A 25,569-nucleotide genomic window follows, 5' to 3' on the forward strand; every position below is an offset into this window, starting at 1 on the left:
CTGGCTGCATGCATGGCATTAGTCTCGAAATCACAATCACTTAGGTTTTATATCATGAACGATTCCGGCATTACAAGGAGCAAACCGGAGCCCCGAAATCTTACAATAAAATTAAATAAAACAATGCTATTATGAAATCATTGTCATTCTGAGATTCCGTGGATTTTACTATGTTGCACACTCCCAAGCCGTCCTTCCGCTCCCCCCTCGTCCTGCTGATGCTGGTTTTGATGATGGCGGGATGCGCCGCGCTGGAAACCAAGCAGGAATCGCCGGACACCATGCTGAAAAACGCACGCGAGATATTTAAAAATAAAAACTACCCCGAGGCGATTAAACAGCTCAACGACCTGTTGCAGGAATATCCGGACAGCCCGGAGCGGGTGGAAGGCCTGCTGATGTTGGCGCACTCGCATTTTCTCATGGATGAGTTCCTCGAAGCCAAGTTTCACTACCAGCGGTTTGTCGAGTTGTACCCGGCCCATGCCAAATCGGACCAGGCCATGTACTACCGTGCGCTCTGCGATTATCAATTGATGGACCACGCCCTGCGCGACCAGACGGCGGCGGAAAACGCCATCCGCGCTTTTCAGAAGGTGATCGACGAACATCCGCTCAGTCCGTTTGCGGCCAAAGCCCGCGAGAAAAAAAAGGACTGCCTGAAAAGCCTGGCGAACAACCAATTGGAGATCGCCCGGTTCTATTTCCGGACCAGTTCTTTCCTGTCCGCAATCAATCGTTTCAAAGCTTTGATCGACAAATACCCGGACCTGGAGTTCATGGATGAGGCGTATTTTCTGCTTGGAGAGTCTTATTATTACGAACAGAACTTTGAGAATGCGCGCAAATTTTACGCGCAACTGGTGAAATCGTATCCGCGCAGTCCTTTCGTGCGCGAAGCCCGGGCTCGCCTTCGCGAAATTCCCTGATATAATTGTAATACCTATGGCTAAGAAGGAACTGAACACATCCAAATCGCCCAAACGGCCGGCCCGCTCCGATAAAAAGGATAACCGGGACGCCGTCCCCGATGCGCTGACGCACTACATGAACGAGATCAGCAAGCTGAAACCGCTGGCGCGCGAGGAAGAGGAAGAACTGTCGCGCCAGATCAAGGCGGGCGATGCGCAGGCCATGCACGAACTGGTGCGGCGCAACCTCAAATATGTTGTCACTGTCGCCAACAAATACCGCGGCTGCGGCCTGTCCCTGCAGGACCTCATCGAAGAAGGCAACATCGGCCTCATCCAGGCGGCAAAACGCTTCGACGGTGAACGCCACGTCAAATTCATCACCTACGCCGTGTGGTGGATCCGCCAGGCCATCATGCACTCCCTCGCCGAACAGGCGGGGACGGTGAAACTTCCCATCAAGCAGGCGGGCAAGCTGTACAAGATCGAGCGCGAGTTCAAAAAACTCACCTCCGATCTCGAGCGCGAACCGACGACGATGGAGATGGCCGAGGACCTGGGCTACAAGGTGGAGGACATCGAGGCCATCATGCGCGCCTACCGCACCTACCTGTCGCTCGACACACCGCTCAAGGACAACGAAACCACACCGTATCTCGATCTTCTGGAAAATCCGAATTACATCCCGTATGACGACCAGATCATGCGGGACACGCTCAAGCAAAAGATCGACGACCTCTTGCACCACCTGTCGCCGCGCGAAGAAAAAATCATCCGCATGCGTTTCGGTTTCGACGGCGACCCCAAAACTCTGGAGGAGATCGGCCAGGCCATGGGGCTGTCACGCGAACGCGTGCGGCAGATCGAGAAACGCGCCAAGATGCGGTTGAAGGTGCGCTCCGCCGGGGAATCCTTGCAGGACCACCTCGAATGAAGCCCGGCATGACGATGGCATCCCCACGCGTCACGCAGCCGGAAGGGTGCGGCCGTCATTCCAAACCGATCCGTTGGCAGAGCACAAAATCATGACCACCGCTTCAGTCTGGGTGTGCGCATTTTTACTGGGATCGATCCCGTTCGGCCTGCTCATTGCGCGGCTCAAAAAAATCGACATCCGGCAGGAAGGCAGCGGCAACATCGGCGCCACCAACGTCGCCCGCACGCTGGGCCGCACGGCGGGCATCCTGACCCTGATCGGCGATTGCGGCAAAGGCTACCTCGCCTGCTGGCTGGCGGCCACCACGCTGACCGCCCCGTGGCAGATCGCCGGGGCGGCACTGCTCGCCTTCCTCGGGCACGTCTTTTCCCTGTTTCTGAAATTCAAAGGCGGCAAGGGCATCGCCACCGGACTGGGGATCTATCTATTTTTGATGCCTGCGGCGGCAGGGGCAGGGGCCCTGCTGTTCATCGTACTGGTGGGGGTGACGGGCTATGTCTCCATCGGTTCGCTGGCGGCGGCGGTGGCCATCCCCGTGCTGGGCTGGGCGTTTCAAGCCCCGCCTCCCTACGTTGCCGTCGCCGGGGTCGCGGCGCTTTTGACCTTTTACAAGCATAAAGACAACCTGGCCCGCCTGCGCGCCGGCACCGAAAGCAAATTCCTGAAAAAATAGGGTTTGACAAAAGCCCCTCAAAAAATATAATGAAATCCCTAAGGCATATCCCCAAAAAAATGGAAAAAACGCGGGAGTAACTCAGTGGTAGAGTGCAACCTTGCCAAGGTTGAGGTCGAGGGTTCAAATCCCTTCTCCCGCTCCATTTTTCTCCTTCAGGTTCTGTTTCCTTTACATTCCGGCACCGTCGCCAAGTGGTAAGGCAGGGGTCTGCAAAACCCCTATCGGCGGTTCGAATCCGCCCGGTGCCTCCATTTTTACCTTCCCCCTTTTAAAATCCCAGGCCGATCTCGGGTTGCTTCCAAATTCACCCGCGCGCCAGAATGCACTTTCCGTCCACGGCATCATTTCCGCGAACACCGGGTCGGCTCTATAAAAAATGGGAACCACGTAAATTTAATGTTCGCGGCGTCCTTCTTGTAATGCCCTTCCCTGGTTCTTTTTTACAATCTTATGCGGGCTTAATTCAAAGCGTTGATCCGCGCCCGCCGCGCACGCACCCTCATTCCTCAATAACTTCAAACGTTTCGCCCCTCCCAAGCCCATCCAGGTTCTTGTACAGGTAAGGTGAATGTGTTAGACTGCGTTCCGTTGGAATTGTCTGTAATACTTTGCTTAGCAGTTCTTTCAAGCAGCGAATGAGGAGCGGAATTATGCGCTCTGTTGACATTCTGTTACCAACATCAAGAGGAGATCATCCATGAAGAAAATGCTACTGGTAGGTTCCATCCTGTTTTCGATGGTTTGTTTTTCGGGCAACGCATTTGCTGCAGGTTATGGCGAAGCGGGTTGTGGACTGGGTTCCCTGGTCTGGCAGGATGGCTCCAAGCAAAAAGACCCGGTTTTTCAGATTCTGGCTTCCACCACCAACGGAACGTTCGGCAGCCAGACGTTTGGCATCACCACCGGTACCTCCAACTGCAATGACAGCATTTTCAAGGTAGAGAAAGAGCGCGAAGTTTTCGCGGCAATCAATTTCTCCACTCTCGTTAAAGAAATGGCTATGGGCGAAGGCGACAACCTGAACACCCTGGCCTCGTTGTACGGTTGCACGGAAACGAATTTTTCCGATTTCGGCACCGTCACGCAGCAGAATTTCGGCAGCATCATCACCAGCTCCGAAACCACTCACAAAGACATGCTGACGAACCTGAACGGGGTTCTGGCGAAAGATGGCAATCTGACCCAGTCCTGCACGGGAATCATCGGCTGAATAGCGCCTTTTGAAAAAGGACGCCGGCGCGTTGGCGACAATGTGTCGGCGTCCTTTTATTTTTCCTGCCTTGAACATTTCCTTTCGATCCCTCTTTAAACACGTCGCCTTCATCGCCCTGACAGGCTTTGCCTGCGGCGGTCCGGTCTGCGCTGCGGAAACCAACACCCCCGCTTACGCGCAGGAACTGATCGCACAGGCCCGCACCCAGAACCTGGCCGGAGAACGCCGCTGGCGTTTATTGGGGCATTACCGCAGCACCTGGTGGGGCAGGTTGGAGAGCGAAGCCGACGCGCCGGCATTCTTCCTCGCGGCCAACGGCAAGACCGATCCCCAAAGCGAACTCGACGCCACCCTCATCGCCTTTTTCAAACGTCCCGAAGACCTGCCGGAAGGGGTCATGCACCCGCAGTGCCGCTTCCCCGCCCGCTACAAATGGCTGAAGGCCGCGTTGCAGTTCGACGCCACACGCCTGCCGGACCAACCCTGCCGGCGGCTGGAACAATGGGCGGCGCGGCTCGACCCGAAAACCATCACGCTGGTGTTCGCCTCCTATTACATGAACAACCCATCGTCGATGTTCGGTCACACGCTTTTACGCATCGACAGCCATTCCAAGGGCCGCCACAAAAAACTGCTCAACTACGGCGTCAACTACGCCGCCAATCCCGACACCGACAATCCCGTGCTCTACGCCATCAAGGGCGTCGGCGGTTTTTTCCAGGGCGCGTTCACCGTCTTTCCCTACTCCCTCAAGGTGCAGGAATACAACAACTGGGAGAGCCGCGATCTGTGGGAATACGAACTGAACCTGACCCACGACCAGATGGACACGCTGCTGCGCCACTTGTGGGAGCTGGGCGATATTTATTTCGACTACTACTACTTCCAGGAAAACTGTTCCTACCACATGCTCACCGTGCTGGAAGCGGCCAACCCGGACTGGCACCTGACCGACGATTTCGTGTTTTCTGTCGCCCCGGGCGACACCATCAAGGTGCTGACAGAACAGCCGGGAATGGTGAACACTGTTTTTTACCGCCCCGCCATCCTGAGCAAAATGAACCACAAGATCGAACAGATGGAATCCAGCGAGCGCGACGTGTTGTACGAGCTGGTGGACGACAAAGCGGCTTTGCAAGGCGAGGCCTACGGCGCGTTGACGGTTCCCGAAAAGGCGTTGGTGCTGGACGCTTACCTGGATTACCTCGAGTACCTGTATGTGCAGGACCGCGCGATCAACCCCAGGGCGCCCATCCGCATCCCGCAGGACGTGTTGCTGGCGCGGGCCGAGTTAAAACATCAGCGCGGCGACACGGAAATCACGCGGTTCTCGTCACCGCCGGAAAAGGGTCACGGCACCGATCGCTTTCGCCTGTCCACCGGCCTCAACGACACCGAACTATTTCAGGAAATCGGCTACCGCCCCGTCCTGCACGACCTGCTGGCGGACGAAACCGGCTACGACCGCCACTCGCAGATTCTGATGATGGACGGACTCTACCGCTATTACCACGAGTCGCAACGCTGGCGGGTGGAACGTTTTCGCCTGCTCGACATCATCACCCTGACCCCGTTCGAACCCATCTTCAAACGTCCCTCGTGGAAAGTGAATCTCGGCTTCGACCGCATCCGCGATTTCGATTGCGGTTACTGCCTGGCTTTCGGAGGCGGCACCGGCGTCGGGCTCACGTACGAGCCGAGCCGCCATTCGCCGTTTATGCTGTTCGCCATGCTGGAAGCCGACGCGCAGACATCCGGCAACCTCGACGACAACTTCCGCTTGGGCGGCGGCGCCACCGGCGGCGCGTTCTTTGACCTGCATACGGACCTGCGGCTGTTTGTCGGCGCCGAGTACAAACGCTTCCCGCTGGGGCACGAGTCGGAGTACGTTCAATGGAGGGCCGAGAGCCGCTATGCCGTCTCGCAGAACATCGACGTGCGGCTGGAGTACCGGCGCATCGGCAATACCGACGAAGGCCTGCTGGCCCTCAATCTCTATTTCTGAAAATTTTCAAACGGGGAGAGGGTTCGTTCAACGTTCGAATAGCGCGTTGACGAAGGCTTCGGGTTGGAACTCCTGCAGATCTTCGGCTTTTTCACCGACACCGATGTAGCGCACCGGCAGTTTCATTTCCTGCACGATGTTGAACAGGATGCCGCCCTTGGCGGTGCCGTCGAGCTTGGTCATGACGAGGCTGTCGATATGCAGGGCTTCGTGGAACAGGCGCGCCTGCGAGATGCTGTTCTGGCCGATGCTGCCATCCAGCACCAGAATGGTTTCGTGCGGTGCATCGGGCTGCACCTTGCCGATAACGCGCTTCACTTTTTTTAATTCTTCCATCAGGTTGGTGTTGGTCTGCAAACGCCCGGCGGTGTCGATCAACACGATGTCGGATTTCCGCGCGATGCCCGCCTGCACCGCGTCGTAGGCCACGGCGGAAGGGTCGGCCCCTTTCTTCTGTGCGATGCACGGCACGTTGGCGCGCTCCGACCACATCTGCAACTGCTCGATGGCGGCCGCGCGGAAGGTGTCTCCCGCCGCGACCAGAACTTTTTTGCCTTCCTTCGACCACTTCCCGGCGAGCTTGCCGATGGTGGTGGTTTTGCCGGAACCGTTGATGCCGATGACCAGCACGATGAACGGTTTTTTGGAATTCAGGTCCCACGGCGTCTGGTGCTCTTGCAGCAATCCCGCCATGATCGTTTTCAGGTGCGCCTGCACCTCCTCCTGCGTTCGGAGATGGTTCTCGCTCACTTCCCGTTTCAAGGCATCGAGGATTTTGCGCGTCGCGCCCATGCCCGCATCGGCGATCAACAGGGCTTCCTCAATCTCATCCATCATTTCCGGGCCAACCTGCGCCTTGCCGTGAACGAGGTTGTCCAGGCCTTTCGAAAACGAATCGCGGGTCTTGCTCAAACCGCTTTTGAGCCGCGAGAAGAAACCGCCCTGCTTTGTGTCTTCCATTTTATTTTCGGTCGAGTCGTTCATCGTCTTTGGAATGGGTCCATGCTGCGCCGTCCGGCGTGAACGGGAATTTGCAACGGTCTCTGTTTATAAAAGTTACCGGATTTGTCAAGAAAGGAACGGAGTGCGCCCATAGCGCGGTGGACGGAGGCGTCTCAACCGGAGGTTTTTTGAACGGGAGGCTCCGCCATCGGTTGCGGCGTATGCCCCTGCTTGATCATGATGGTGACCAGGTTTTGATCCCGGCAGGACACAGCCAGATCCAGGTACCCGTCCTCGTTGAAATCGCCGACCGCCATGCCTTGCGGATACTGGTCCACGTAGTGAACCACCGGAGGATACGTAAACGTGCCGTCGCCCCGCCCCAGGGTGACCGAAATGGTGTCGTTGGTGGCGTTCGACACAGCCAGATCGGTGTTGCCGTCGCCGGAGAAATCGGCCGTAACAATGAATTTGGGAAACTCGCCCGCCGCAAAATCCTGAAGCGTGTGGAACGCCTTGTCGCCGTCGTTCATGATCACCGTCAACGCGTGCAGGGAGTTGCTCGACGTCACCAGGTCGGTGTGGCCGTCGTTGTTGGCGTCGATGTTGGCGATGGTCAGCGGCTGTCCACCGCCACGAAAATGCTTGCCCCGGTCAAAGGTACCGTCGCCCTTGCCCCAGAGAATCTGCACGCCCACATTGCCGGACCCCGCGAGTGCCACCGCCAGATCGCGGAATCCATCTTCGTTGTAATCGCCGGAGATCACACCCGTCGGCTGGCCCCGCACCGCGATCTCCACGGGCTCCTCAAACACGCCGTTGCCCTTGCCTTGCAGGTACACCACCTTGTGAAAGCGCAGCGAGACCATCAGGTCCGGCAGGCCGTCGGCATTGAAATCATCCGAAGTGATGTTGATGGGAATGCGTCCGGGCTTGATGACATGCCCCGTGTTGCGGAAACTGCCACCGCCGGAATTCAGCAATATATGGAGTGTGCCGTCCTGATAATTGAGGATCGCCAGATCCTTCAGTTTGTCGTTGTTGAAATCCGCCACCGCGGTGGCGATGGGATCGGCCCCGGTCTTGATGACGATGCCGTCCTGAAACGTGCCGTCGCCCTTGCCTTTCAGGTAGGAAAGGTTGTGCTCGCCGCTGTTCAGCACGACCAGATCGAGGTGGCCGTCCGCATCGAAATCGTCCGTCACCAGATAGGACGGCTCCTTGCCCGTATCGTACACCGCATGGATCATGAACAAGGGCGGCATCCGCTTGCGAGGCTCGGAGTTGGATTGGGGACACCCTGCCAGGAGGGGGATCAGGACCAACGCAATGCTATATAAAACAAACCGCTTCATAAAAACCTGTTAACCTTTTGATGGGGATGAGAATAGCACAGCCCTCGCGCCGCAACAACCATTATGCGGATTTTTGTTTTTCCCGCATTCCCGGACTGGGGGCCACTTTGGCCGTGCCCACGGGGGCCGTCTGGGGCGCCTCCGGGACCCGCGCTTCCCGTTCAAAATGATTGAGCATGCCCCGGAAAATGTAAGTGTGAAACCGGGACAGGGTGTACCAGTACAGGTGGCCCCAGACCGGCATCGGGATGAAATGGGCGCGCAGAATGAGACGCGTGTGCGCGGCGTCCACCGGTTCCAGCACAAACTGCAACCAGGAATAACCGGGGGAGATCAACTCGGCGCGCAGCAACAGTTCCTTGCCGGGTTCCAGGTTTTCCACCCGCCAGCAATCGACCGAATCGCCGATGCGCAGGTCATACAAATCGCGGCGGCCGCGATTCAACCCCACCCCCCCCAGCAGGCGGTCGATGAGTCCGCGCACCTTCCATAAAGAGTTGCCGTGCAGCCAGCCGTAAGGTCCGCCGATGCGGCACACCATCTGGAATGTGCGTTCGAGGCTGGCTGGAATCACCCGGTCGTGTTCCTCGAACAAAAATTGCGCCGACTCGTACTGCGCCAGCGGCATGAGATCGGCCATGTCCTCCGGCGGCACGTCGCTCCAATGCGAAAACACGCGCGAGTTGGCTTCTTTCTCGAATGCCCAGCGCACCGCCGTTTCAAAATCCAGCGGCTCGAATGGAATGACTTTGCGGATGCGATTGTCGGTGACCACGACGTCCGTCCTCAAACTTTCGAGCAGCAGGCAGGTGATGTTGATCGGCACCGAGATGAACAGATGCAGCCAGAACGAAAAGATGCGGCACAGCAGGTTGACCGGCAACGGCACCCACGATACATCAAAGAAACGCACCTTGCGGTCGAACAGTCCGGCAAACCGCAGAACCATTTCCCGGTACGTCATGGTGTCCGGCCCGCCAATGGGGTATTTGCCGGTGGCGATGTCCTCCGTTTCCAGCACGCCCACCAGGTACTTGATGACGTCGCGAATGGCGATCGGCTGGCAGAGTGAGTTGAACTCCGGCAGGAACGGAATCCAGCGCATGTGCAGGATCATCGACTTCAGCATCTCGTAGGAAGCGCTGCCGGTGCCGATGATGATAGCGGCGCGCAGGTGGACGACCGTCATTCGGGCTTCCGACAGAATGGTCCCCACCTCCATGCGGCTTTTCAGATGCCAGGAAATGTCCTTGCATTCTTCGCCCAGCCCGCCGAGATAAATGATTTTTTTGAGAGCGCACTCTTCCGCGGCTTCCTTGAAGTTGCGGGCGGCGATCTTTTCCGCCTGCGTGAACTTTTTCTTTTCCAGACGCAGGCTGTGGATCAGGTAATACGCCACCTGCATGCCGCTCAAGGCATCGCGCAGGCTGTCCTTGTCCAGGGCGTCGGCGTACACGTATTCGAGATTGGGATGTTCGAGAATGGGCGTCAGCACGCGGTTGCGCAGCATGCACCGCACCCGGTAACCGCGATGCAGCAATTCCGGCACCAGTCGCCGGGCCACGTAGCCGTTGGCCCCGGTCACCAGCACCGACGTGCCCGCAGGCAGGGGTTGGGTGGGGAGATCGTCGCAATAGTGATAGTTCACTTTTTCGGGATCCATAATTCAAATATGGTGTCCGGCGGCGGGTTTTTCAAGCAAACTCTGCGTAGAGGATACAGGATCGCCTCTGGAGGCAAAAACAGGGGGGTCAGGTTTTCCCGCAAAAAAACGGATTGTGGCGTTTTTCCTCGCCGACGGTGGTGGCCGGGCCGTGGCCGGGGTGCAGGCGGGTGGCATCCGCCAAGGCCAGCAGGCGTTGGCTGATCGACGCAAACAGACCCGGCCAGGAGGCGTTGGCGCGGCCCATGGAACCGGCGAAAATGCAGTCGCCGGACAGGATGGTGTCGTGGATTTTGTAAGACACGCCGCCTGCCGTGTGGCCGGGGGTGAACAGCACGTCAACGCGGAGTTGTCCCACCTCCAGCACATCGCCATCGTTGACAAAACGCAGGTCGCGGCTGCCGCGCGGCTTCAACTCCTTGTCGTGAATGAACGCGGGACAGCCGAAGGCGCGGTCCAGTTTATCCAGGCCCCCGGCGTGATCGGGATGGGCGTGCGTCAGCAGAATTTTGGACGGCTTCAGGTTCCGTTCCCGCGCTTTCTGGATGAGGGCATCGGGACTGGCGCCGGTGTCCACCACGGCGGACTCATTGGTTTCCGGGCACCGCAGGAGGTAACACTTGACCGGGTACAGCCCCATGGTCACGTTGAGGCAGATGAGGTCCAGCGCCGGGTCGTCCCGGGGCGGCTCGGGCTGCCACGCCTCGTGGGCAATGGCGTGGAGGGCGGACGCATCCAGATCGAGCGCGGTGGCCACCGCATCGATGCCCGCATCGTCCGGGATCAATTCGTAGCGCTCCATGCGTTGAATGTCGTGAACGGGAACATTCACCGCTTGAGCAAGGTCGGCCTGCGACCAGTTTTTGCCGTCGCGGGCTTTTTCCAGAATGTCGCCGAATTCGTCTTCCAACATCGAAGGCATGCTGAGGGTTCAGGTTGTGGCGGGTTTGCGCATGAAATAAAACGCGCCGAGGTACATGATCATGGACAGGAGGTAGAGCGGCTTGGTGCCCAGCAACATGGCGTTGTATTCCATCAGCCCTCCCAGTACGGCGCCCAGCACATTGTACCCCAAAGCCAGCGCCGCCGCATGCCGCGTCTGAAACACCAGCGCAAACAGAATGCTGGAGAAAAAAATCGGCAGGGCCACCAGGAAGCTGCCGACCCCCCATTGCCACGCCAGGGGCAGGCCCAGCAACGATTCGACCGGCGTCAGGTAGCAGATCACCAGCGCCCCCAGCAACAGGCCGAACTGGGTATTGCGGTCGCTCACCCATTGCCGGATCACCACCAGGTTGGCAAACAACACCATCAGCAGAATCGACGAGAACACCAGCACGTTCACCAGCCAGGTCGATCCAAACAGCAGCGACATCTCCGTGACGCTCTTGGTTTCCAGCAGCAGAAACCCCGCACCCAGCAAAAACACGGGCCAGTCCGGACGGTGGTCACGCTGCACGCCGCCGGCACTCCACCAGACCAAGGCCACCGAAAACAGCAGGATGAACCCGCCAACGGTGAAGTAATGGCTCGGCACTTTGGGATTCTCCAGGTACAGATACGGCCAGTTGTCGGTGGGAATCCGGTACTTCGGCATCAACTCTCCATTGGGACCGATGGGGATGTTGAATTGTTTCTGAAAGGCGATAAGGGCCGGGTCGTCCCAGAACGCTTCGTCCACATTATCCGACCATCCCGCCACAAAGGTGAAATTGAACAGGTGCGACGGCTGGATGTGCCGCATCATGGGCTGCTCGCGAAATACTTCCATCAACGTGCCGTAAATTTTCTCGGCAATGGGGAACGATCCCGAAAGGTGATAGAGGATCAACACGCCGCCGGGTTTCAAATGCTCTTTGATGGAACGGAACGATTCCAGCGTGTACACGTAGTTGTCGAGGCGGATGGACGACATGCCCGACAACAACGTCTGGCTGTCCAATGTGCCCAGCACCACCACGTCGTATTTCTGATCGGTCTTCTTGAGGAACGCCCGCGCGTCGTCGTTGTAAAGGGTCACGCGGGGGTCGCTGTACGGCTGCTGGTAATGATGCTGTTTCCCGAGTTCAATGATTTCGCGGTCGATCTCCACCGCATCCACCTGCTTCGCGCCCTTACTGAGAGCGATGGCCACATCGTTGCCGGTTCCCGCACCCAGCACCAGCACCCGGTCCACGGACTTCGCAAAGTGATACGGCGCCAGAAAATCCTGTTTCACTCGTTTGTTGTAGCCGGAGCGGGCGATCCCCTCGTCGCTGAAATTGAGCGCGTGCTGATGAAAGGAACCGTTGACCGAAAGATCGAGGTGATCCTCATACACCGAGTAATTGATCTTGTAGTAAGGCGACCAGATTTCGCCTGCATTCTCCCCGCTGCGTTCCATGCCATGAATCAGGAACAGCACCACCGGCAGGCACAGCGTCGAGACAAGGACCTTTCGATTGTCCACGCACGAGGCGGCGAAATACACGAATCCGAAGGCAAACCAGGCCAGGGGCGGCATCGACAACCAGCTGAACAGGGAAAACACCGCCAGCCCCAGCAGGCTGCCTGCGATATTGATCGAGTACGCAATCAGCGGTTTGAACCGGTCGAATTCCCGCGCAATGCCCGATCCCAGCGGTATGAATACCAGCGTGGACAGCACGAATATGACGAACACCACCGGTTCCATGCCCCAGCTCTGCACGGCGTCGGAGGGCTTCATGCCGTTGGTCCACAGGTATTCGCCCTGCCCTTTCGACACCTCCACCCAGATATTGGAGAAATACTGCACCATCCCGATCAACACCAGCAGCAACGGCGCAAAGTAAACCACCGTGCTACGCCCCCGGGATTGCAGGATCATGCCCGCCCCCATGCCGAGAAACGCGGAAATCAGAATCAGGTTGATGAAGTACGACACCACCTGCACATGCGCTGGAATGAACCGGATGAGGGCCACTTCGAAAAACAGCAGCAGAAAGCTGAATCCCAAAAGCCGGAACCCCGACCAGGTGGAAACGCGTGCGGCCTGAAACGCAGGCCGTGGAGGGGTTGAAGTCGAAGACAGGGCGTCCAAATTGTTCCCGGAAAAAGTGAATGGATGGCTCAAATCAGGATAAGGGCAAGCTCGAAAGCTGGCAAATACATTTTCTTTCCATCTTCATATATGATTCCAAGAGCCCCTTCTTCAATTTCTTCCATAGTGCTAAAAATCGATGAAAAACGGCGCTCTGCACCCCCCACTGCGGGATTTCCCTTTTTTCATAAAGCCCCTTGCGTTTGCCCCTGTCCTAATATATGTTTTTTATTCGTTTTAAGTTCGGGAGCTGTCTGAAGATCAGGAACCGGACACCGTTCCGTTCGCATTGAACCAGGAAAATTGCAATGGCCGATTTGACGCGTGAAGAAGTTGAAGAAATCCTGAACCAGCTCAAGGAAGTCCGCGAACGCGAAGCGGAAGAGGCGGAAGCCGCCAGCAATAACAAGAAAGACGAACCGGACGAGGACACCGCCGAGGCCGTGGCTCCCGAAACCGGGGACGCGGACGACGAAGACGGCGAAACCGCCGTGGCCGAAGACCAGACCGAAGAGCCGGAAGAAGAAGAGGAAGACACCACGCCTCACCTGCGCGATCACGACCTTTCCGGTCTCGATCTGTCCAACCTCGTGTTTTACGGCGCTGACATCAGCAACTCCAAACTGGTGGGCACCGACCTCACGGATTCGGACCTGTCCGATTGCGTGTTGCACCAGGCGGACCTGACCGAGGCGGACCTGACCGACTGCGTGCTCAACGACACGCAAATGACCGAGGCCAACCTGACCGGAGCCACGCTCGAACGCGCCGACATGCGCCGTGCCGTGGTGCGGGAATCCAACTTCAGCGGCGCCACCCTGACCGATGCCAAAGTCCTCAAGGCCGATTTTTCCAAAACCAACATGAACGCGGCGCGGATGACCGGGGCCGACCTCTCCCGCGCCAGCTTCAAACAGGCGGACATGACGGACGTCGATCTGTCCGACGCCAAGCTCAGCATCGGCGTGTTTTACGAAGCCAACTTCACCAACGCCACGCTCACCCGCTCCGAGATCAAGGGCGCCAAGCTGCACGGCGCGCTGTTCCAGGACACCAAAATGATGCGTGTGGATTGCACCAACGCAGACCTGACCGAAGTGAAGATGATCAACGCCGACGTTTCCCGCGCCCGCTTCAACGGCTCCATCATGCGCCGGGCGAACCTGGAGGGGTCCAACCTGAGCGAATGCATTCTGGATATCGCCGATCTCAACAACGCCACCCTGAACAACGTCAAGCTCGACGGTGCGCACATGAACCGCACCAAGCTCAATGACGCCAAACTGCGCGGCGCGGTGTTGCGCGGCGTCACCCTGAGCCGCGCCAAACTGGTGAAGGCAGATCTCACCGGAGCCGACCTGAGCGACGCCAATCTGGAAGGCATCGACCTCACGGAAAGCCTGCTGGATGGGTCGGATTTGAGCCGCGCATTCCTGCAGGAGGCGGTGCTCAACAAGGCCTCAATGAAAAACGCCTCGCTCGCCGGGGCCGATTTGCGCAAGGCATCGCTCGAAGACTGTCATCTGGACGGTGCGGACCTGGCCGGGGCCAAACTGAAGGGCGCGTCGCTGGCCGGGGCAACCCTCATTCGGGCGGACCTCCACCGCACGGAACTCGATGAAACCAATTTCCAAAAGGCCGACCTCACCCAGGCCAACCTGACCGGCGCCAAGCTCTGGCACGCCGACCTCACCCAGGCCAACCTGTCCGGCGCGCAGACGGAACACGCGGATTTCAGCCACGCCAAGGGATTTAAATAAGGAAAGATCCGCCACCGCGCCACCGGGACCGCGTGCCCCTCTCCCGCTTCTCATAACCCGCAAACAAAAAAAGACACCCCGCAAACCGTTCCCGTTTCCGGGAGGGCGCAGGGTGCCTTGATTGTGTCAGAACAGAGCGGGACTACGCGTATTCGAAATCGAACACCGGTTCCCGGTTTTGAACCCGTTCGTCCTCCAGCGTGTAGTCGTCCACCAGATCGGTGTAATCGTCGAACCAGAACGCCTCCGGGTTGCGCTTGTACACCATGAAGCGCGAACTGTTTTTGTTCTCGGCGGCACGCTGGTACTTGAAATAAATGTTCGCCGCCGACAGGCCGATGATCTCGATCTTTCCCGTCGCGTGCGACATCACAAAGCGGGCGCGCTTGGCCAGCCCCGAGCCGCGCATGCGGGCCAGTTCGAAAATCTCGTAGGCCTTCTCAATCGGCAACGTGTACGGCCGGTTGCCCAGCGTCGGACGGCAGTGAAACACGTAATACGGCGGCACCCCCATGAACGACAACTTGTTCATCATGTCGCTCAGCACTTCCGGGTCGTCGTTGACCCCGGCGATCATCGGCGTCTGGTTGATGACGATGGCCCCCGATTTCAGCAGAAAGTCGAGGCCGCGCACCGCTTCTTCGGTCAATTCCCTGGGATGATTGAAATGCGCCATCACATAAATGCGTTTTTCCGGCGTGCTGTATTTTTCAAACATCGCCCGCAGGGAATCGTCGTTGTAAATCCGCATGGGATTGAACGCCGGAATCTTGGTGCCGATACGGATGATCTTCACGTGATCGATTTCGCGCACCTGCCGGATGATCGGCTCCAGTTTGGACGTGGACATGATCAACGGATCGCCGCCGGTCAGCAACACATTGTTGATCTCCGGATGCTCGCGGATGTAGGCCAGCCCCTCGGAGATGTCCTTGGTCACCTCGTCGTTGTCGTCCATGAACAGACGCTTGCGGAAACAGAACCGGCAATACGCGGCACAGACTTCATTGACCAGCAGCAGGGCGGTCGAATCGTATTTGTGCTCAAGGCCCCGGGCCACCGTGTAGGACTCTTCATCGGAGGCATCCAGGCGTCCCCATTCGTTCAGTTCACTGACGTCCGGAACCACGATCCTGCGGATCGGGTCCTCCGGGTCGTCCCAGTCGATCAGTGACTGGTAGTATTCGTTGGAACGAAAGATGAACTGCTCGTTGACCGGCTCCAGTTTATGGATTTCATCCTGACTCAACTGCGGCAATTGCTCGAGCTTGGTCAGGTATTTGGGCTTCCTGTCGCCACCCGTATATTTGGATTTCTGAAACATGCCTCTACCCCCTTAAAAATCTGCTGCGAGGCCTTTCGGCAAAATTCGTAGCAATGATGGTTCCTTCCAAAGAACAAAACTTCTCCGGTGGTTTTGCCCTTCAACAATTTTGTTTGCAGCTAAGGATTTATTCAAATGAAACCAGGGTTCGGTTTCAACGGCGAATCCAATAGTTCACTGGATCGGGGATGGAATGGTTCCTCATCAAAAATCAAAAACCAATTCTTGAATTCATGTGAAACGAGAAAAACAATGAGTATCAAATTTGAAACGGGCATTCAACCTGTTAAATAAATTTCATCGGCCCCGCTCAACTTGAATGTCGCATTTCATCTATTTTCTCATATTTGAAAATTGTTGAATGATTTTATGGAAAATTAAACGGGGCACAAAAGAAAACTTTCGTTTTTTGCGGCACGGTTTGTATTTTCGATCCCGATTTATTTAAAGTTTTTTTTTGACATTCTCTTTTTGTTTTTTTGTGGCGCACCTTGATTCAACGTCCCCATTGCGACACATTTTTTCGTGGAAAACGTTTCCTTTCCGGAAACGCCGTTAACCCCATCAAACGATATGGTTAGGCGGGCCATCAAGGCGGCGTGTCCCGACCCGCGCGGCACCCCCCGGAGGAGCTTTGGATTTTTGATGCCTTGGGGGCCGGACTCGAAGAGGTCAATGGCTCGCAAAAAGGCGAAAATAAGACAAAAATGGAGCGACCTCATCCCGGCCTGAATCGGCACAGAAACTCAAAAACAACACACTATAAGTCACCTGAAGGCAATGTCTGTTTGGCGGGATATCCCCTCACGTCCGGTCAGATTGGGGAGAGCACCTGGAAGGCGGTCCCCACTTTACGGAAGGCTTCGACGGCCCGGTCGAGGTCCGTCGTCTCGTGGGCCGCTGAAATTTGCAGGCGTATACGCGCTTCCCCCTTCGGCACCACAGGGTAGCTGAAGCCGATGACGTAGATGCCCTCGTCCAATAGAGCATCGGCCATGGCGTGCGCCAGCTTCGCGTCGCCCAGCATGATGGGAATGATGGGATGGTCGCCGGGCTTGATGGAAAACCCGACCTCGGCGATGCGCTCCCGGAAATAGGCCGTATTGGCCGCCAGCTTTTTAACCAGATTCTGGTTAGTATCGATGAAATCAATCACTTTCGAGGTCACGGCGGCGATCACCGGCGACAGCGAATTGGAGAACAGGTACGGCCGGGAGCGTTGCCGCAACAGGTCCACCACCTCCCGCCGGGCCGTGGTGAATCCCCCCGACGCCCCGCCCAGCGCCTTGCCGAAGGTCGAGGTGATGATGCCAACCCGGCCCATAACCTCGCCGTATTCAATGCTTCCGCGTCCGGTCGGACCGAAAAAGCCGGTGGCGTGCGAGTCGTCCACCATCACCGTCGCGCCGTAGCGGTCGGCCAGATCGCAGATGTCCTTCAACCGCGCCACGTCGCCGTCCATGCTGAACACGCCGTCGGTGGCGATGAGCTTGAACCGGTATTTTTCCGAAGCCTTTTTCAGCCGCATCTCCAGATGGTTCATGTCGCTGTGGTCATAACGAAAACGCATGGCTTTGCACAGGCGGGTGCCGTCGATGATGCTGGCGTGGTTCAGGCGGTCGCTGAGCAGCGCATCCTTTTCCGTGAGCAGGGTCTCGAACAGGCCGGTATTCGCGTCGAAGCAGGACGAGTAAAGGATGGTGTCCTCCGTACCGAAAAACCCGGAGACCCGGCTTTCCAATTCCTTATGGATTTCATGCGTGCCGCAGATGAAACGCACCGAGGCCATGCCGTAGCCGCCGCGGTCGAGCGCCTGCCGGGCCGCGGCGATCAGATCCGCGTGGTTGGCGAGCCCGAGGTAGTTGTTCGCACAAAAATTGAGCACCTCGCCTTCGCGGGTGCGGATGTGCGCCTGCTGCGGTGAAAGCAGGATGCGTTCCTCCTTATATAAGCCCGCCTCGCGGATGTCCTTCAGTTCGTTCTGAATGAATTCCAGATGCTTGCTGTCCATGCCGGAACGCCTCCGTGCAAGAGCCGGACTTCTGCTCAGTATTGGAAGATGATCTTCGGGTGCTCCTGGATCGCGGCTTCAAATTGTTCCCGGTCGAACTCATGAAACGGAAACAGGGTGCCCTCGCCCTTGTTCAGGATCACATCGTAAATTTTATCCTGCAGGTCATGGCCCTTGGACATCAACAGGTTGCTCATGGTGTACCAGGTCTGGAACACCTCGCGCCCGACCACGCTGTGCAGGGTTTTGCCGTGCATGACAATCTGCTGGAAATCGGTCAGGGTGAAATCGCCGGCGGACAGTCCAAACAGGATGATGTCGCCTCCGGCGCGCGTCGCGGCGATGGCGGTGTTGAGGGCGCGGTTGCTGCCGGACATCTCGAACGCCACGTCCACCCCGGCGCCGAAACATTGTTCGCGAATGCGCGCGACGATCTCCGCGTCCGGTCTGACGCCTGCATCGCCCACCGTTTTTTCCACTTGGAGCGGCAGGTCCACACCCAGCCGTTCGGCCAGTTTCAGATTCTTTTCATTGGGATCGATGCCAATGATGTGCGTCGCCCCCATGGCGCGCGCCACCAGTATGGAAAACAAACCGATGGTGCCGCAGCCGAAGATGGCCACGGTGCGGCCACGCAGATCGACGCGGCTGCACGCATGCACGGCGTTGCCCAGAGGGTCCTGAATGGCTGCCACCTCGGGCCGGATGCGGTCGGTATCGACCGGCCACAACTCTTTGGCCGGAAGCTTGATGTAGTCGGCGAAACAACCGTCGGTGGAGATGCCGATGATCAGGTGATCGGCGCACACGTGCTGGTCGCCGATGCGGCACTGATGGCAGCGTCCACAAAAAATATGCGATTCGGTGGAGACGGTGTCGCCCGCCTTGTACCCGTACTGCTTGGCGGCGTAGGACCCGGCTTCCACCACTTCGCCCAGCAGTTCGTGACCCATGACGCGGTAATGCCGGCCGTCCCGGTTCATCGAATCGTAAATCATGTCCTTGAACGATTTGCGGAACCAGATGCCTTTATCGGTGCCGCAGAACCCGGTGAAGCGGGGTTTGATGATGACTTTGCCGCTGTCGTCCGGGTTTTTGCGTTCATCGAGGGACGGTTCGCTGACATCGGTGAAGGTCATGCCGCAGGTGGCGGCCCAGTCTTTGCGCGGGGCATCGAGGATGAGTGCTTTCACATTGGAACTCCCACAGGGTTACATCTTCAGTATGCGAACCCGTAGGGCCGAGTGCAATCGTTTTCTAATCGACGCATGGAGGGCGAACTGTCTTCAGGAAGCCGGGCGGGCGCGGTGCCGGGCCCAGTCGCGCAGGTATTGAATTTTTTCCTCCGCCGTCACGGCAAGGGGAACTGTGCGGCCGATCTCCTGGACCACGTCGTCGCTGGTGAACTCGCGGTCCTCGGCAAACGCCCGGTACATGGCCGACAGAATCGACTGCTCGATCTCAGCACCGCTGAACTGATCGGCGGCTTTCGCCAATGCCGCGATGTCAAACTTGTTCGGCTCGCGTTGCTTGAGACGAATGTGGATGTCGAAGATGGTAGCGCGTTCCGACTCCTGTGGCAGATCGATGAAAAAGATTTCGTCAAAGCGTCCTTTGCGCAGCAATTCCGGCGGCAGGTCTTCGACGTTGTTGGCGGTGGCGATGACGAACACGGGTTTCGTCTTCTCCTGCATCCACGTCAGAAACGTGGCGAAGATGCGCGCCGTGGTGCCGCTGTCCACCGACCCCGAACTTTGAATGCCGGAGAATCCCTTCTCGATTTCATCCAGCCACAAAATGGCCGGACTCATGGCCTCGGCCTGCTGGATGGCCTTCCTCATGTTGTCCTCGGAGGAACCGACGAACGAATCGAATATCTTGCCCACGTCCAAACGCAGAAGCGGCAGGTTCCATTCAGCGGCGATGGCCTTGGCGGCGAGGCTTTTGCCGCAGCCCTGCACGCCCAGCATGAGCAGGCCCTTCGGTTCCGGCAAGCCGTACTCGCGGGCTTTGACGCTGAAGGCGCGGCCGCGTTCTTTCAACCATGCCTTCAATTTATCGAGGCCGCCCACCTGGTTGAGTTGCGTGGACAGGCCGATGAAGTCAAGGATGCCGCTTTTGCGGATCAACTGTTTCTTCTCTTCGATGATCGACGGCAAATCGTCCCAGCCGAACTGGCGTCCGGTGATGAGCGCCTTGGCGAACACGTTCTCGGCTTCGTTCCGGGTGAGTCCGAGCGTCGCCTGCACCACTTTCTCCAACAACTCCGGCGGCAGGTCGATTCTCACCTTGTCACTGTCGCGGTACGGTTCCAGGAGGTTGTTCAATATGGACGTCAATTCTTTCGCATCGGGCAAGGGCAGGTCGAACACCGTGATGTCTTTTTCCAGTTCCGGTGGGATTTTCAGAACAGGCGAGACCAGCACCACCGTCTTGTAACTTTTCTTGAGGTGAGCAATGAGGTCGCGCAGGTGGCGCAACACGATTTCTTTTTCCAGAAAAGGATGGAAGTCGCGCAGCACGAAGATGGCTTTTTTCTCCGACGCTTCGATGTGCTTGAGCACCGCTTCGGGATCGTTGTCCTGTTTATCTCCGTAGCGGGAAGGCATGAGTCCCTTCGACAGGCTCCACACGATCAACTCCTTGCGGCTGGACTGGGCGATGCCTTCCAGCATTTCCTCGGCCCGTGCTTCTTCCGACGTCACCAGGTACAGCAGCGGATACCGTGCACGGATGGACAGCGACATTTCTTCCTTGAGTCGTTTCATGGCGTCTCCCGCAATATTAAAATTCGAGATAACTGGAACGGTCCTCCAGCTGGGCCGCTTCCGTGATCAATTGATGATAATGACAGTGTTTTGCATCCAGCACCACCATGCGATTGGTGCCGGGACTGGCCGCGAGGGCCTTGACGGAGGAACCCAGACTCATTTTCCACACGAGTTCGTTGGCGAACGCCTTGTAGCACGACACCGTATCGCGCACCGGCACCAGCTCCAGGATGTCGTCCCGGTGCTGGGTGAACACGGAACGCGCGTGGTGCTGGGCGCACGCCTCCGGCTGATACCCGATTTTTTCAAACACGAATGCCGCGCTCTGTTCGCCGCGAAACACGACGAAACGCGGCAGCACATCGATGTCCGTCACCGCTTCCGGCAACACGAATTTCCAGTCGCGTTCGCCCTCCAGGTTGAAGCGATGACAACCGCCGTCGCCGCCTCCCAGATAAAGGCCGCTGTCGTCCAGGGCCCAGGCGCGGAGCGGCGCGTTCAAACGAATGCGCCGGGCCTTCAGCGTTTTCAGTTCCAGCAGCACCACCACCGCGGGCGAGGTGTGCAACACCGCATAACCCAGCCGCTGGTTCAGCAGGATGGCGCGGATCGAAAGGTTGAAATCGCGGGAACCTTTTTTTTTGCCGCTGCCGGAATAGAAGGACACCCAGCCGCTGGCGTCGTAGGTCATGAACGATTTGCCGGCGGGATCGATCCCCACCGCCTTCAGCGGGTAATGGTAAAACCCGATCTGCGATTCTTTACGGCTTTTGATGTCCACCACGGAAAGTTCGTTGGCGCTGTAAAAAAATGCGCGATCGCCGGAGTGCGACAACGCCGCGTGGTCCATGCCGGTCAAAAACGACTTCGTCGCCAACTCGCGGCCCTCCGCATCGCACAGCCGGAACTCTTTTCTGCCGCCCAGCAAAAAGCGTTTGCCATCGCCGGAAAGTTTGAGCACCGGGTCGCCGTGGGCGACGGACGGCGGCACCTTCTGCTTCCAGATTTCCTTTTTATCCGACACCTCGCTGAAGCTGGTGAGCTCCAAATAATCGGTGCGCGCTTCCGTGGCCTTGACGAATTTGTAGCAGGCCAGCACGCCGCGTTCCTCCAGCACCAGCACGCGGTCGCCTTTGCGATCGACGAACAGGGCATCGATGGGACTGTCCAGCTTCGCCTGCCAGACCACGCGCGCCTCGCGGTCGGCCAGGTACACATTCTGAAACGGGTCCGACAGCAGCAGATATTCCCCATCGCCGCTGACGTCGATGTGGTTGACGGTGCGGTCGAGGTTGATGTGCCGCAGACTGCGCGCCTCGCCGTCGAAAATATAGACGCCCTTGTCGAAGCAGCAGATGGCCAGGGCATCGCCTGCATCGCTGACCGCGATTTCCGAGGGCCGGTCGCGGTCGAGGTCGATGGCGGCGGGGCAGTTCACCATCCACAAATTCACTCCCTGCGCGGTGTACAACCCCAGCGAAATCTGGTTGTGCACGATCCAGAAACGGTCCTGCTTCGGCACCGCGCGCACCACCCGGCGCGGCGGCGGCAGCGCAAGGCGTTTTCGAATGCGGCCGGAGCCGTCCACCTTCAACGTTTCCGCCTTCCATCCCCACAAGTAGAAAAACCCGTTTTTGACTTCGACCGACGACCACACCCCGCCAAAGTCATCGCGGAACATTCTGCGGCCGGAAAAGTCGTATCCCGTCAGGTAACTGTACTCGTCCAGTGCCGCCACCCGTTTTTTGACCGGCAGAACCCGCACCTGCCGCAGCGGCTGACCGACGTTCACGTCCCACAGCACGTGGCCGCTGGCATCGATCAACTGCACATGCCCGTCCTCGAAGCCGAGCGCGAGCCAGTGCGTGCTGGCATCGAAGTCGGCACAGGTGACCGTGCCCTGCACTTCGAGCGCCCACAAGCGGACACCGGTTTTATTGGCCTGTGATTTCACCCGGGGCGACACGGCATGAGCGTTTGGGTTTGAAGGGTTGGCAACCGGAGCAATGCGGCGCCAGGCGGCATTCCGCCTCTCCATCAATGTAACCAATTTATTTTATTTTTGAAGCCGGAAATGGCGCGGCAGGGGGTGTTGCCGCAATCAGCGGGGCGGCTTGCCGGGCTGGAACCGCTCCAGATGGCCGGCGAGGAACGCGGCGAGGGTGTCCAGATCAAACGGCCACGCATAATGCAGAGCGAGTTCGGGAAACTGGCCACGCAGGGTGGCGAGCAGTTCCGGAATTTCCAGCTCCGAATGCGAACCGCCGGGAGTGAACATGCTGGGCACGACGGTGATCTCTGCGTAGCCCGCCTCCACCAGTTTTTCGACGGCTTCCAGCACCGTGGGCGCGCAAAATTCGTTGTAGGCAATGACCAGCTTCGCCGGTTGCAACAGGGGATCGAGCCGCTCAGCCAGGCGTTGCAGGCCATCGTGATACGGATCGTTCTCCGGGGTGCGTGGCCAGTGGCGAATCTGCCGGTCGAGATCCAGTTCTTCCGGAGTCGGCGGCTGCCCCGTGGCCTTGCGCTGGCCTTCCAGCCGTTTGAGCCGCGAGACCCAGTCCGGCGGGCAATCCCTGGGAAGCCCTCCGTGACCCACCAGCACCACCGCGCGTTTCGGATCGTTCATTCTGTCCCCCTCACTCTTTCTCGCAACATTCGAACTGGTCGTCGGACACCCACTCGATCTGGATGTTGTCCGGCAGGCGCGTGTCTTTATCCAAATAAGCCAGCTCCAGTTGGTCGCAGGTCAGGTGTGTGGCGCCGCTGAGATCGGCTCCGTTCAGATAGGAATCTTCGAACTCGGCGTTTTCCAGATTGGCGCCCTTCAGGTTGGCCTCGCTGAGCACGGCGCCGGTGAAATCGGCGTCGCTCAAATCCGCATCGCTGAGATCGGCGCAGATGAGGTATGAATAACTGAGGTCCGCCCCCTGCAACTGGGCATGATCCAGTTTCACCTGCATCAGTTTGCGGTTGCTGAGGTCGGCCCCCGCCAATTCGTTCTTGGTGGCTTCCACTTTATTTTTGAACTCAATCCATTCCGGCAACATGGTTCCAGACAGGCCCTTCAATGGTTGATAAGCAGACCAGACAAAACCAAATCAATGTATTCTCTGGTCCACGCCCTTGTCAACCGGGTTGCGGGTTTTCTCACGGGCTTCTTTTCTTGACATTTTCGCTATGTCTATATAAGCATAACGGGGCCTCGTCTTGTTATCAGGCCTAAATGGAACAAAGCCCGTTCAACACGGAAGGTCAACAACTGAGGGGGAGCATGAACGGATTCAAAATCACACTCTGCTGGCTTGCAGCCGTATTCGCTCTGACACCTGTTGCAGGCGGGGCGGACGGCGCGTCTTCCGCTAAAACGGTTGCCTACCCCAAACCCTACGTGTACAAGGAGCGTGGGCTGGGACGCAACGCGGAGTTCACCCTGAACAAAAGCGGTGTGCTGCCCGGTTGGTTGTCCCTTGCGGTGCAACAACGGACGCGCTACGAAACGCTGGATCGCGCCTTCCGCAGCGGCTCCACCGGCAGCGACCAGGTGCTGGCTTTGCGCACGCTGGCACAGGCGACCTTGCACCTGCCGCAACATTTTAAAGTGCAACTGGAGCTTCAGGATTCGCGGGCTTACTGGAACGATACGGGGTCGGTGGTCAACAACACGATCGTCAACGCCGCCGAACTGCTGGAAACGAACCTGCAATGGCGGGCCGAGGATCTGTTCCAGAACGGCAGCCGCACGCTGCTGCGGGCGGGCCGCATGACCATGGATTTCGGAAAACGCCGGCTGGTGGCGCGCAACCGCTACCGCAACACCAAAAACGCCTTCACCGGCATCGACGGCATCTGGCAGGCAGGCAACGGCAACCAGATCCGGGCCATGGCAGCCCTGCCGGTCAACCGGTTGCCCACCAACACCACGCAACTCCTGGATAACGAAGCCGAACTGGATGAAGAATCTCCGGACACGGTTTTCTGGGGCGTGTTTCTGTCCACCCCCCACCTGCCCTGGAGCGGCCGCGACCGGGGCGAGGTGTACCTGTTCGGCCTGCATGAAGAAGACGGCGACTTCGCCACCCGCAACCGCCGTCTGTACACGCCCGGACTGCGCCTGTACCGTCCACGCAAAACCAGTCACTTCGATTACGAATGGGAGACCGTGTTCCAGTTCGGCACCTCCCGTTCCAGCGCCGGGATTGGCAACACCCGCGACCTGGATCACTTTGCCCATTTCCATCACGTGGAAGCGGGGTACAGCTTCGCTGCCGCGTGGTCGCCGCGGCTGGTGCTGGCCTACGACTACGCCAGCGGCGACTCGAATCCCAACGACAACAAAAACGGCACCTTCAACAGCCTGTTCGGGGCCAATGTGTTCGATTACGGGCCGACCACCATCCACCGGGCGTTCGTGCGTTCCAACATCACCGGGCCGGCAGTGAAACTGCATGTCCAGCCCCATTCAAAAATCAAAGCGGCCCTGCACTATCGCGCCTTCTGGCTGGCCTCGTCCACCGACACCTGGACGGGCAATTCCGGCCTGCGCGACACCACCGGCCAGTCCGGCTCGTTCCTGGGCCAGTTGATCTATCTTTCCGGCGCGTGGCAGGTGACCCCCAATGTGTGGCTGGAAGCTGGAACCGCTCACCGGATCGACGGCGAGTTTCAGGACAACGTAGCCGGATCGCCTCGCCAAGGCAACAGCACCTACTCCTACATCGCGGCCACACTATCCTTTTAAGAACATTCCGATCCATTTTCCGCAATCCCTGAGGCACCAGTCATCTTTCCGGGATTTGCGGCAGGGAGTTGCGTATTTCAATATTTATGCAGTTGAATAGAGCGCCCTGCCTTTCTATATCAAAGCAAGTCCATCCCTTACAGAAATCAAATATTTCCTGAGTAGCTTGTAGGGCATGCGGAGCAGGACACGCATCAGT

19 protein-coding genes and 2 tRNA genes are annotated in these 25,569 nt (G+C 58.1%); 9 read left to right on the forward strand and 12 right to left on the reverse strand.

The features are described 5' to 3' along the window. The first annotated feature begins 170 nt into the window (after positions 1–170). The 7 genes from QML71_RS10215 to QML71_RS10245 all read left to right on the forward strand — a co-directional run bounded on the left by QML71_RS10215 (position 171) and on the right by QML71_RS10245 (position 5,742). On the forward strand, positions 171–929 hold the full coding sequence (locus QML71_RS10215; protein WP_282011822.1) for an outer membrane protein assembly factor BamD: 759 nt from the start codon (positions 171–173) through the stop codon (positions 927–929). A gap of 16 nt (positions 930–945) precedes the next feature. Next, a complete protein-coding gene (locus QML71_RS10220; RefSeq protein WP_282011823.1) occupies positions 946–1,845 on the forward strand; it encodes a sigma-70 family RNA polymerase sigma factor in 900 nt (299 codons plus the stop codon). A gap of 91 nt (positions 1,846–1,936) precedes the next feature. After that, entirely contained in the window at positions 1,937–2,521 is a 585-nt protein-coding gene (plsY, locus tag QML71_RS10225; protein ID WP_282011824.1) for a glycerol-3-phosphate 1-O-acyltransferase PlsY, read from the forward strand. A 70-nt stretch (positions 2,522–2,591) separates the two neighbouring features. After that, positions 2,592–2,666 (forward strand) — tRNA-Gly (locus QML71_RS10230). Positions 2,667–2,701: 35 nt separating this feature from the next. After that, a tRNA-Cys gene (locus QML71_RS10235) sits at positions 2,702–2,775 on the forward strand. 446 nt (positions 2,776–3,221) lie between these two features. Further along, positions 3,222–3,734, forward strand: coding sequence for a DUF3015 family protein (locus QML71_RS10240; RefSeq protein ID WP_282011825.1), 513 nt, complete (start codon positions 3,222–3,224; stop codon positions 3,732–3,734). 70 nt (positions 3,735–3,804) lie between these two features. Continuing rightward, positions 3,805–5,742 carry an Lnb N-terminal periplasmic domain-containing protein gene (locus QML71_RS10245; protein ID WP_282011826.1) on the forward strand — a complete coding sequence of 646 codons (1,938 nt, stop codon included), beginning with the start codon at positions 3,805–3,807 and terminating at the stop codon, positions 5,740–5,742. Positions 5,743–5,769: 27 nt separating this feature from the next. Here the strand turns inward: QML71_RS10245 and ftsY are convergent, their stop codons facing one another. From ftsY to QML71_RS10270, 5 genes are all read right to left on the reverse strand, one after another. After that, positions 5,770–6,726, reverse strand: coding sequence for a signal recognition particle-docking protein FtsY (gene ftsY / locus QML71_RS10250; protein ID WP_282011827.1), 957 nt, complete (start codon positions 6,724–6,726; stop codon positions 5,770–5,772). A gap of 131 nt (positions 6,727–6,857) precedes the next feature. After that, on the reverse strand, positions 6,858–7,934 hold the full coding sequence (locus QML71_RS10255) for an FG-GAP repeat domain-containing protein (RefSeq protein WP_282012587.1): 1,077 nt from the start codon (positions 7,932–7,934) through the stop codon (positions 6,858–6,860). Positions 7,935–8,100: 166 nt separating this feature from the next. Next, a complete protein-coding gene (locus QML71_RS10260; protein WP_282011828.1) occupies positions 8,101–9,702 on the reverse strand; it encodes an SDR family oxidoreductase in 1,602 nt (533 codons plus the stop codon). 88 nt (positions 9,703–9,790) lie between these two features. Further along, a complete protein-coding gene (locus QML71_RS10265; protein WP_282011829.1) occupies positions 9,791–10,624 on the reverse strand; it encodes an MBL fold metallo-hydrolase in 834 nt (277 codons plus the stop codon). A 9-nt stretch (positions 10,625–10,633) separates the two neighbouring features. Then, positions 10,634–12,679, reverse strand: a complete 2,046-nt coding sequence (locus QML71_RS10270; RefSeq protein WP_282011830.1) for a spermine/spermidine synthase domain-containing protein — start codon at positions 12,677–12,679, stop codon at positions 10,634–10,636. 392 nt (positions 12,680–13,071) lie between these two features. Between QML71_RS10270 and QML71_RS10275 the strand changes: the two genes are divergently transcribed. Next, on the forward strand, positions 13,072–14,523 hold the full coding sequence (locus QML71_RS10275) for a pentapeptide repeat-containing protein (protein WP_282011831.1): 1,452 nt from the start codon (positions 13,072–13,074) through the stop codon (positions 14,521–14,523). A gap of 142 nt (positions 14,524–14,665) precedes the next feature. Here QML71_RS10275 and QML71_RS10280 read toward each other — a convergent pair whose 3' ends face one another. From QML71_RS10280 to QML71_RS10310, 7 genes are all read right to left on the reverse strand, one after another. Next, a complete protein-coding gene (locus tag QML71_RS10280) occupies positions 14,666–15,847 on the reverse strand; it encodes a KamA family radical SAM protein (RefSeq protein ID WP_282011832.1) in 1,182 nt (393 codons plus the stop codon). A gap of 814 nt (positions 15,848–16,661) precedes the next feature. Continuing rightward, entirely contained in the window at positions 16,662–17,858 is a 1,197-nt protein-coding gene (gene kbl, locus QML71_RS10285; protein ID WP_282011833.1) for a glycine C-acetyltransferase, read from the reverse strand. A 35-nt stretch (positions 17,859–17,893) separates the two neighbouring features. After that, positions 17,894–19,051: a zinc-binding dehydrogenase gene (locus QML71_RS10290; RefSeq protein ID WP_282011834.1), complete on the reverse strand. Its 1,158-nt coding sequence runs from the start codon at positions 19,049–19,051 to the stop codon at positions 17,894–17,896. 93 nt (positions 19,052–19,144) lie between these two features. Further along, positions 19,145–20,626 (reverse strand): Ycf46 family AAA ATPase, encoded by a 1,482-nt coding sequence (locus tag QML71_RS10295; protein WP_282011835.1) that lies wholly within the window; start codon positions 20,624–20,626, stop codon positions 19,145–19,147. Between the two features lie 16 nt (positions 20,627–20,642). Further along, positions 20,643–22,595, reverse strand: coding sequence for a hypothetical protein (locus tag QML71_RS10300; RefSeq protein ID WP_282011836.1), 1,953 nt, complete (start codon positions 22,593–22,595; stop codon positions 20,643–20,645). Positions 22,596–22,730: 135 nt separating this feature from the next. After that, complete coding sequence (locus QML71_RS10305) at positions 22,731–23,258, reverse strand: sirohydrochlorin chelatase (RefSeq protein ID WP_282011837.1); 528 nt, start codon at positions 23,256–23,258, stop codon at positions 22,731–22,733. A gap of 10 nt (positions 23,259–23,268) precedes the next feature. Next, complete coding sequence (locus QML71_RS10310; RefSeq protein ID WP_282011838.1) at positions 23,269–23,679, reverse strand: pentapeptide repeat-containing protein; 411 nt, start codon at positions 23,677–23,679, stop codon at positions 23,269–23,271. A gap of 224 nt (positions 23,680–23,903) precedes the next feature. On the opposite strand from QML71_RS10310, the gene QML71_RS10315 reads away from it, so the two are divergent. Beyond that, positions 23,904–25,370, forward strand: a complete 1,467-nt coding sequence (locus QML71_RS10315; RefSeq protein ID WP_282011839.1) for an alginate export family protein — start codon at positions 23,904–23,906, stop codon at positions 25,368–25,370. Positions 25,371–25,569 lie beyond the last annotated feature (199 nt).

It is taken from the genome of Nitrospina watsonii (assembly GCF_946900835.1).
Classification (GTDB): domain Bacteria; phylum Nitrospinota; class Nitrospinia; order Nitrospinales; family Nitrospinaceae; genus Nitrospina; species Nitrospina watsonii.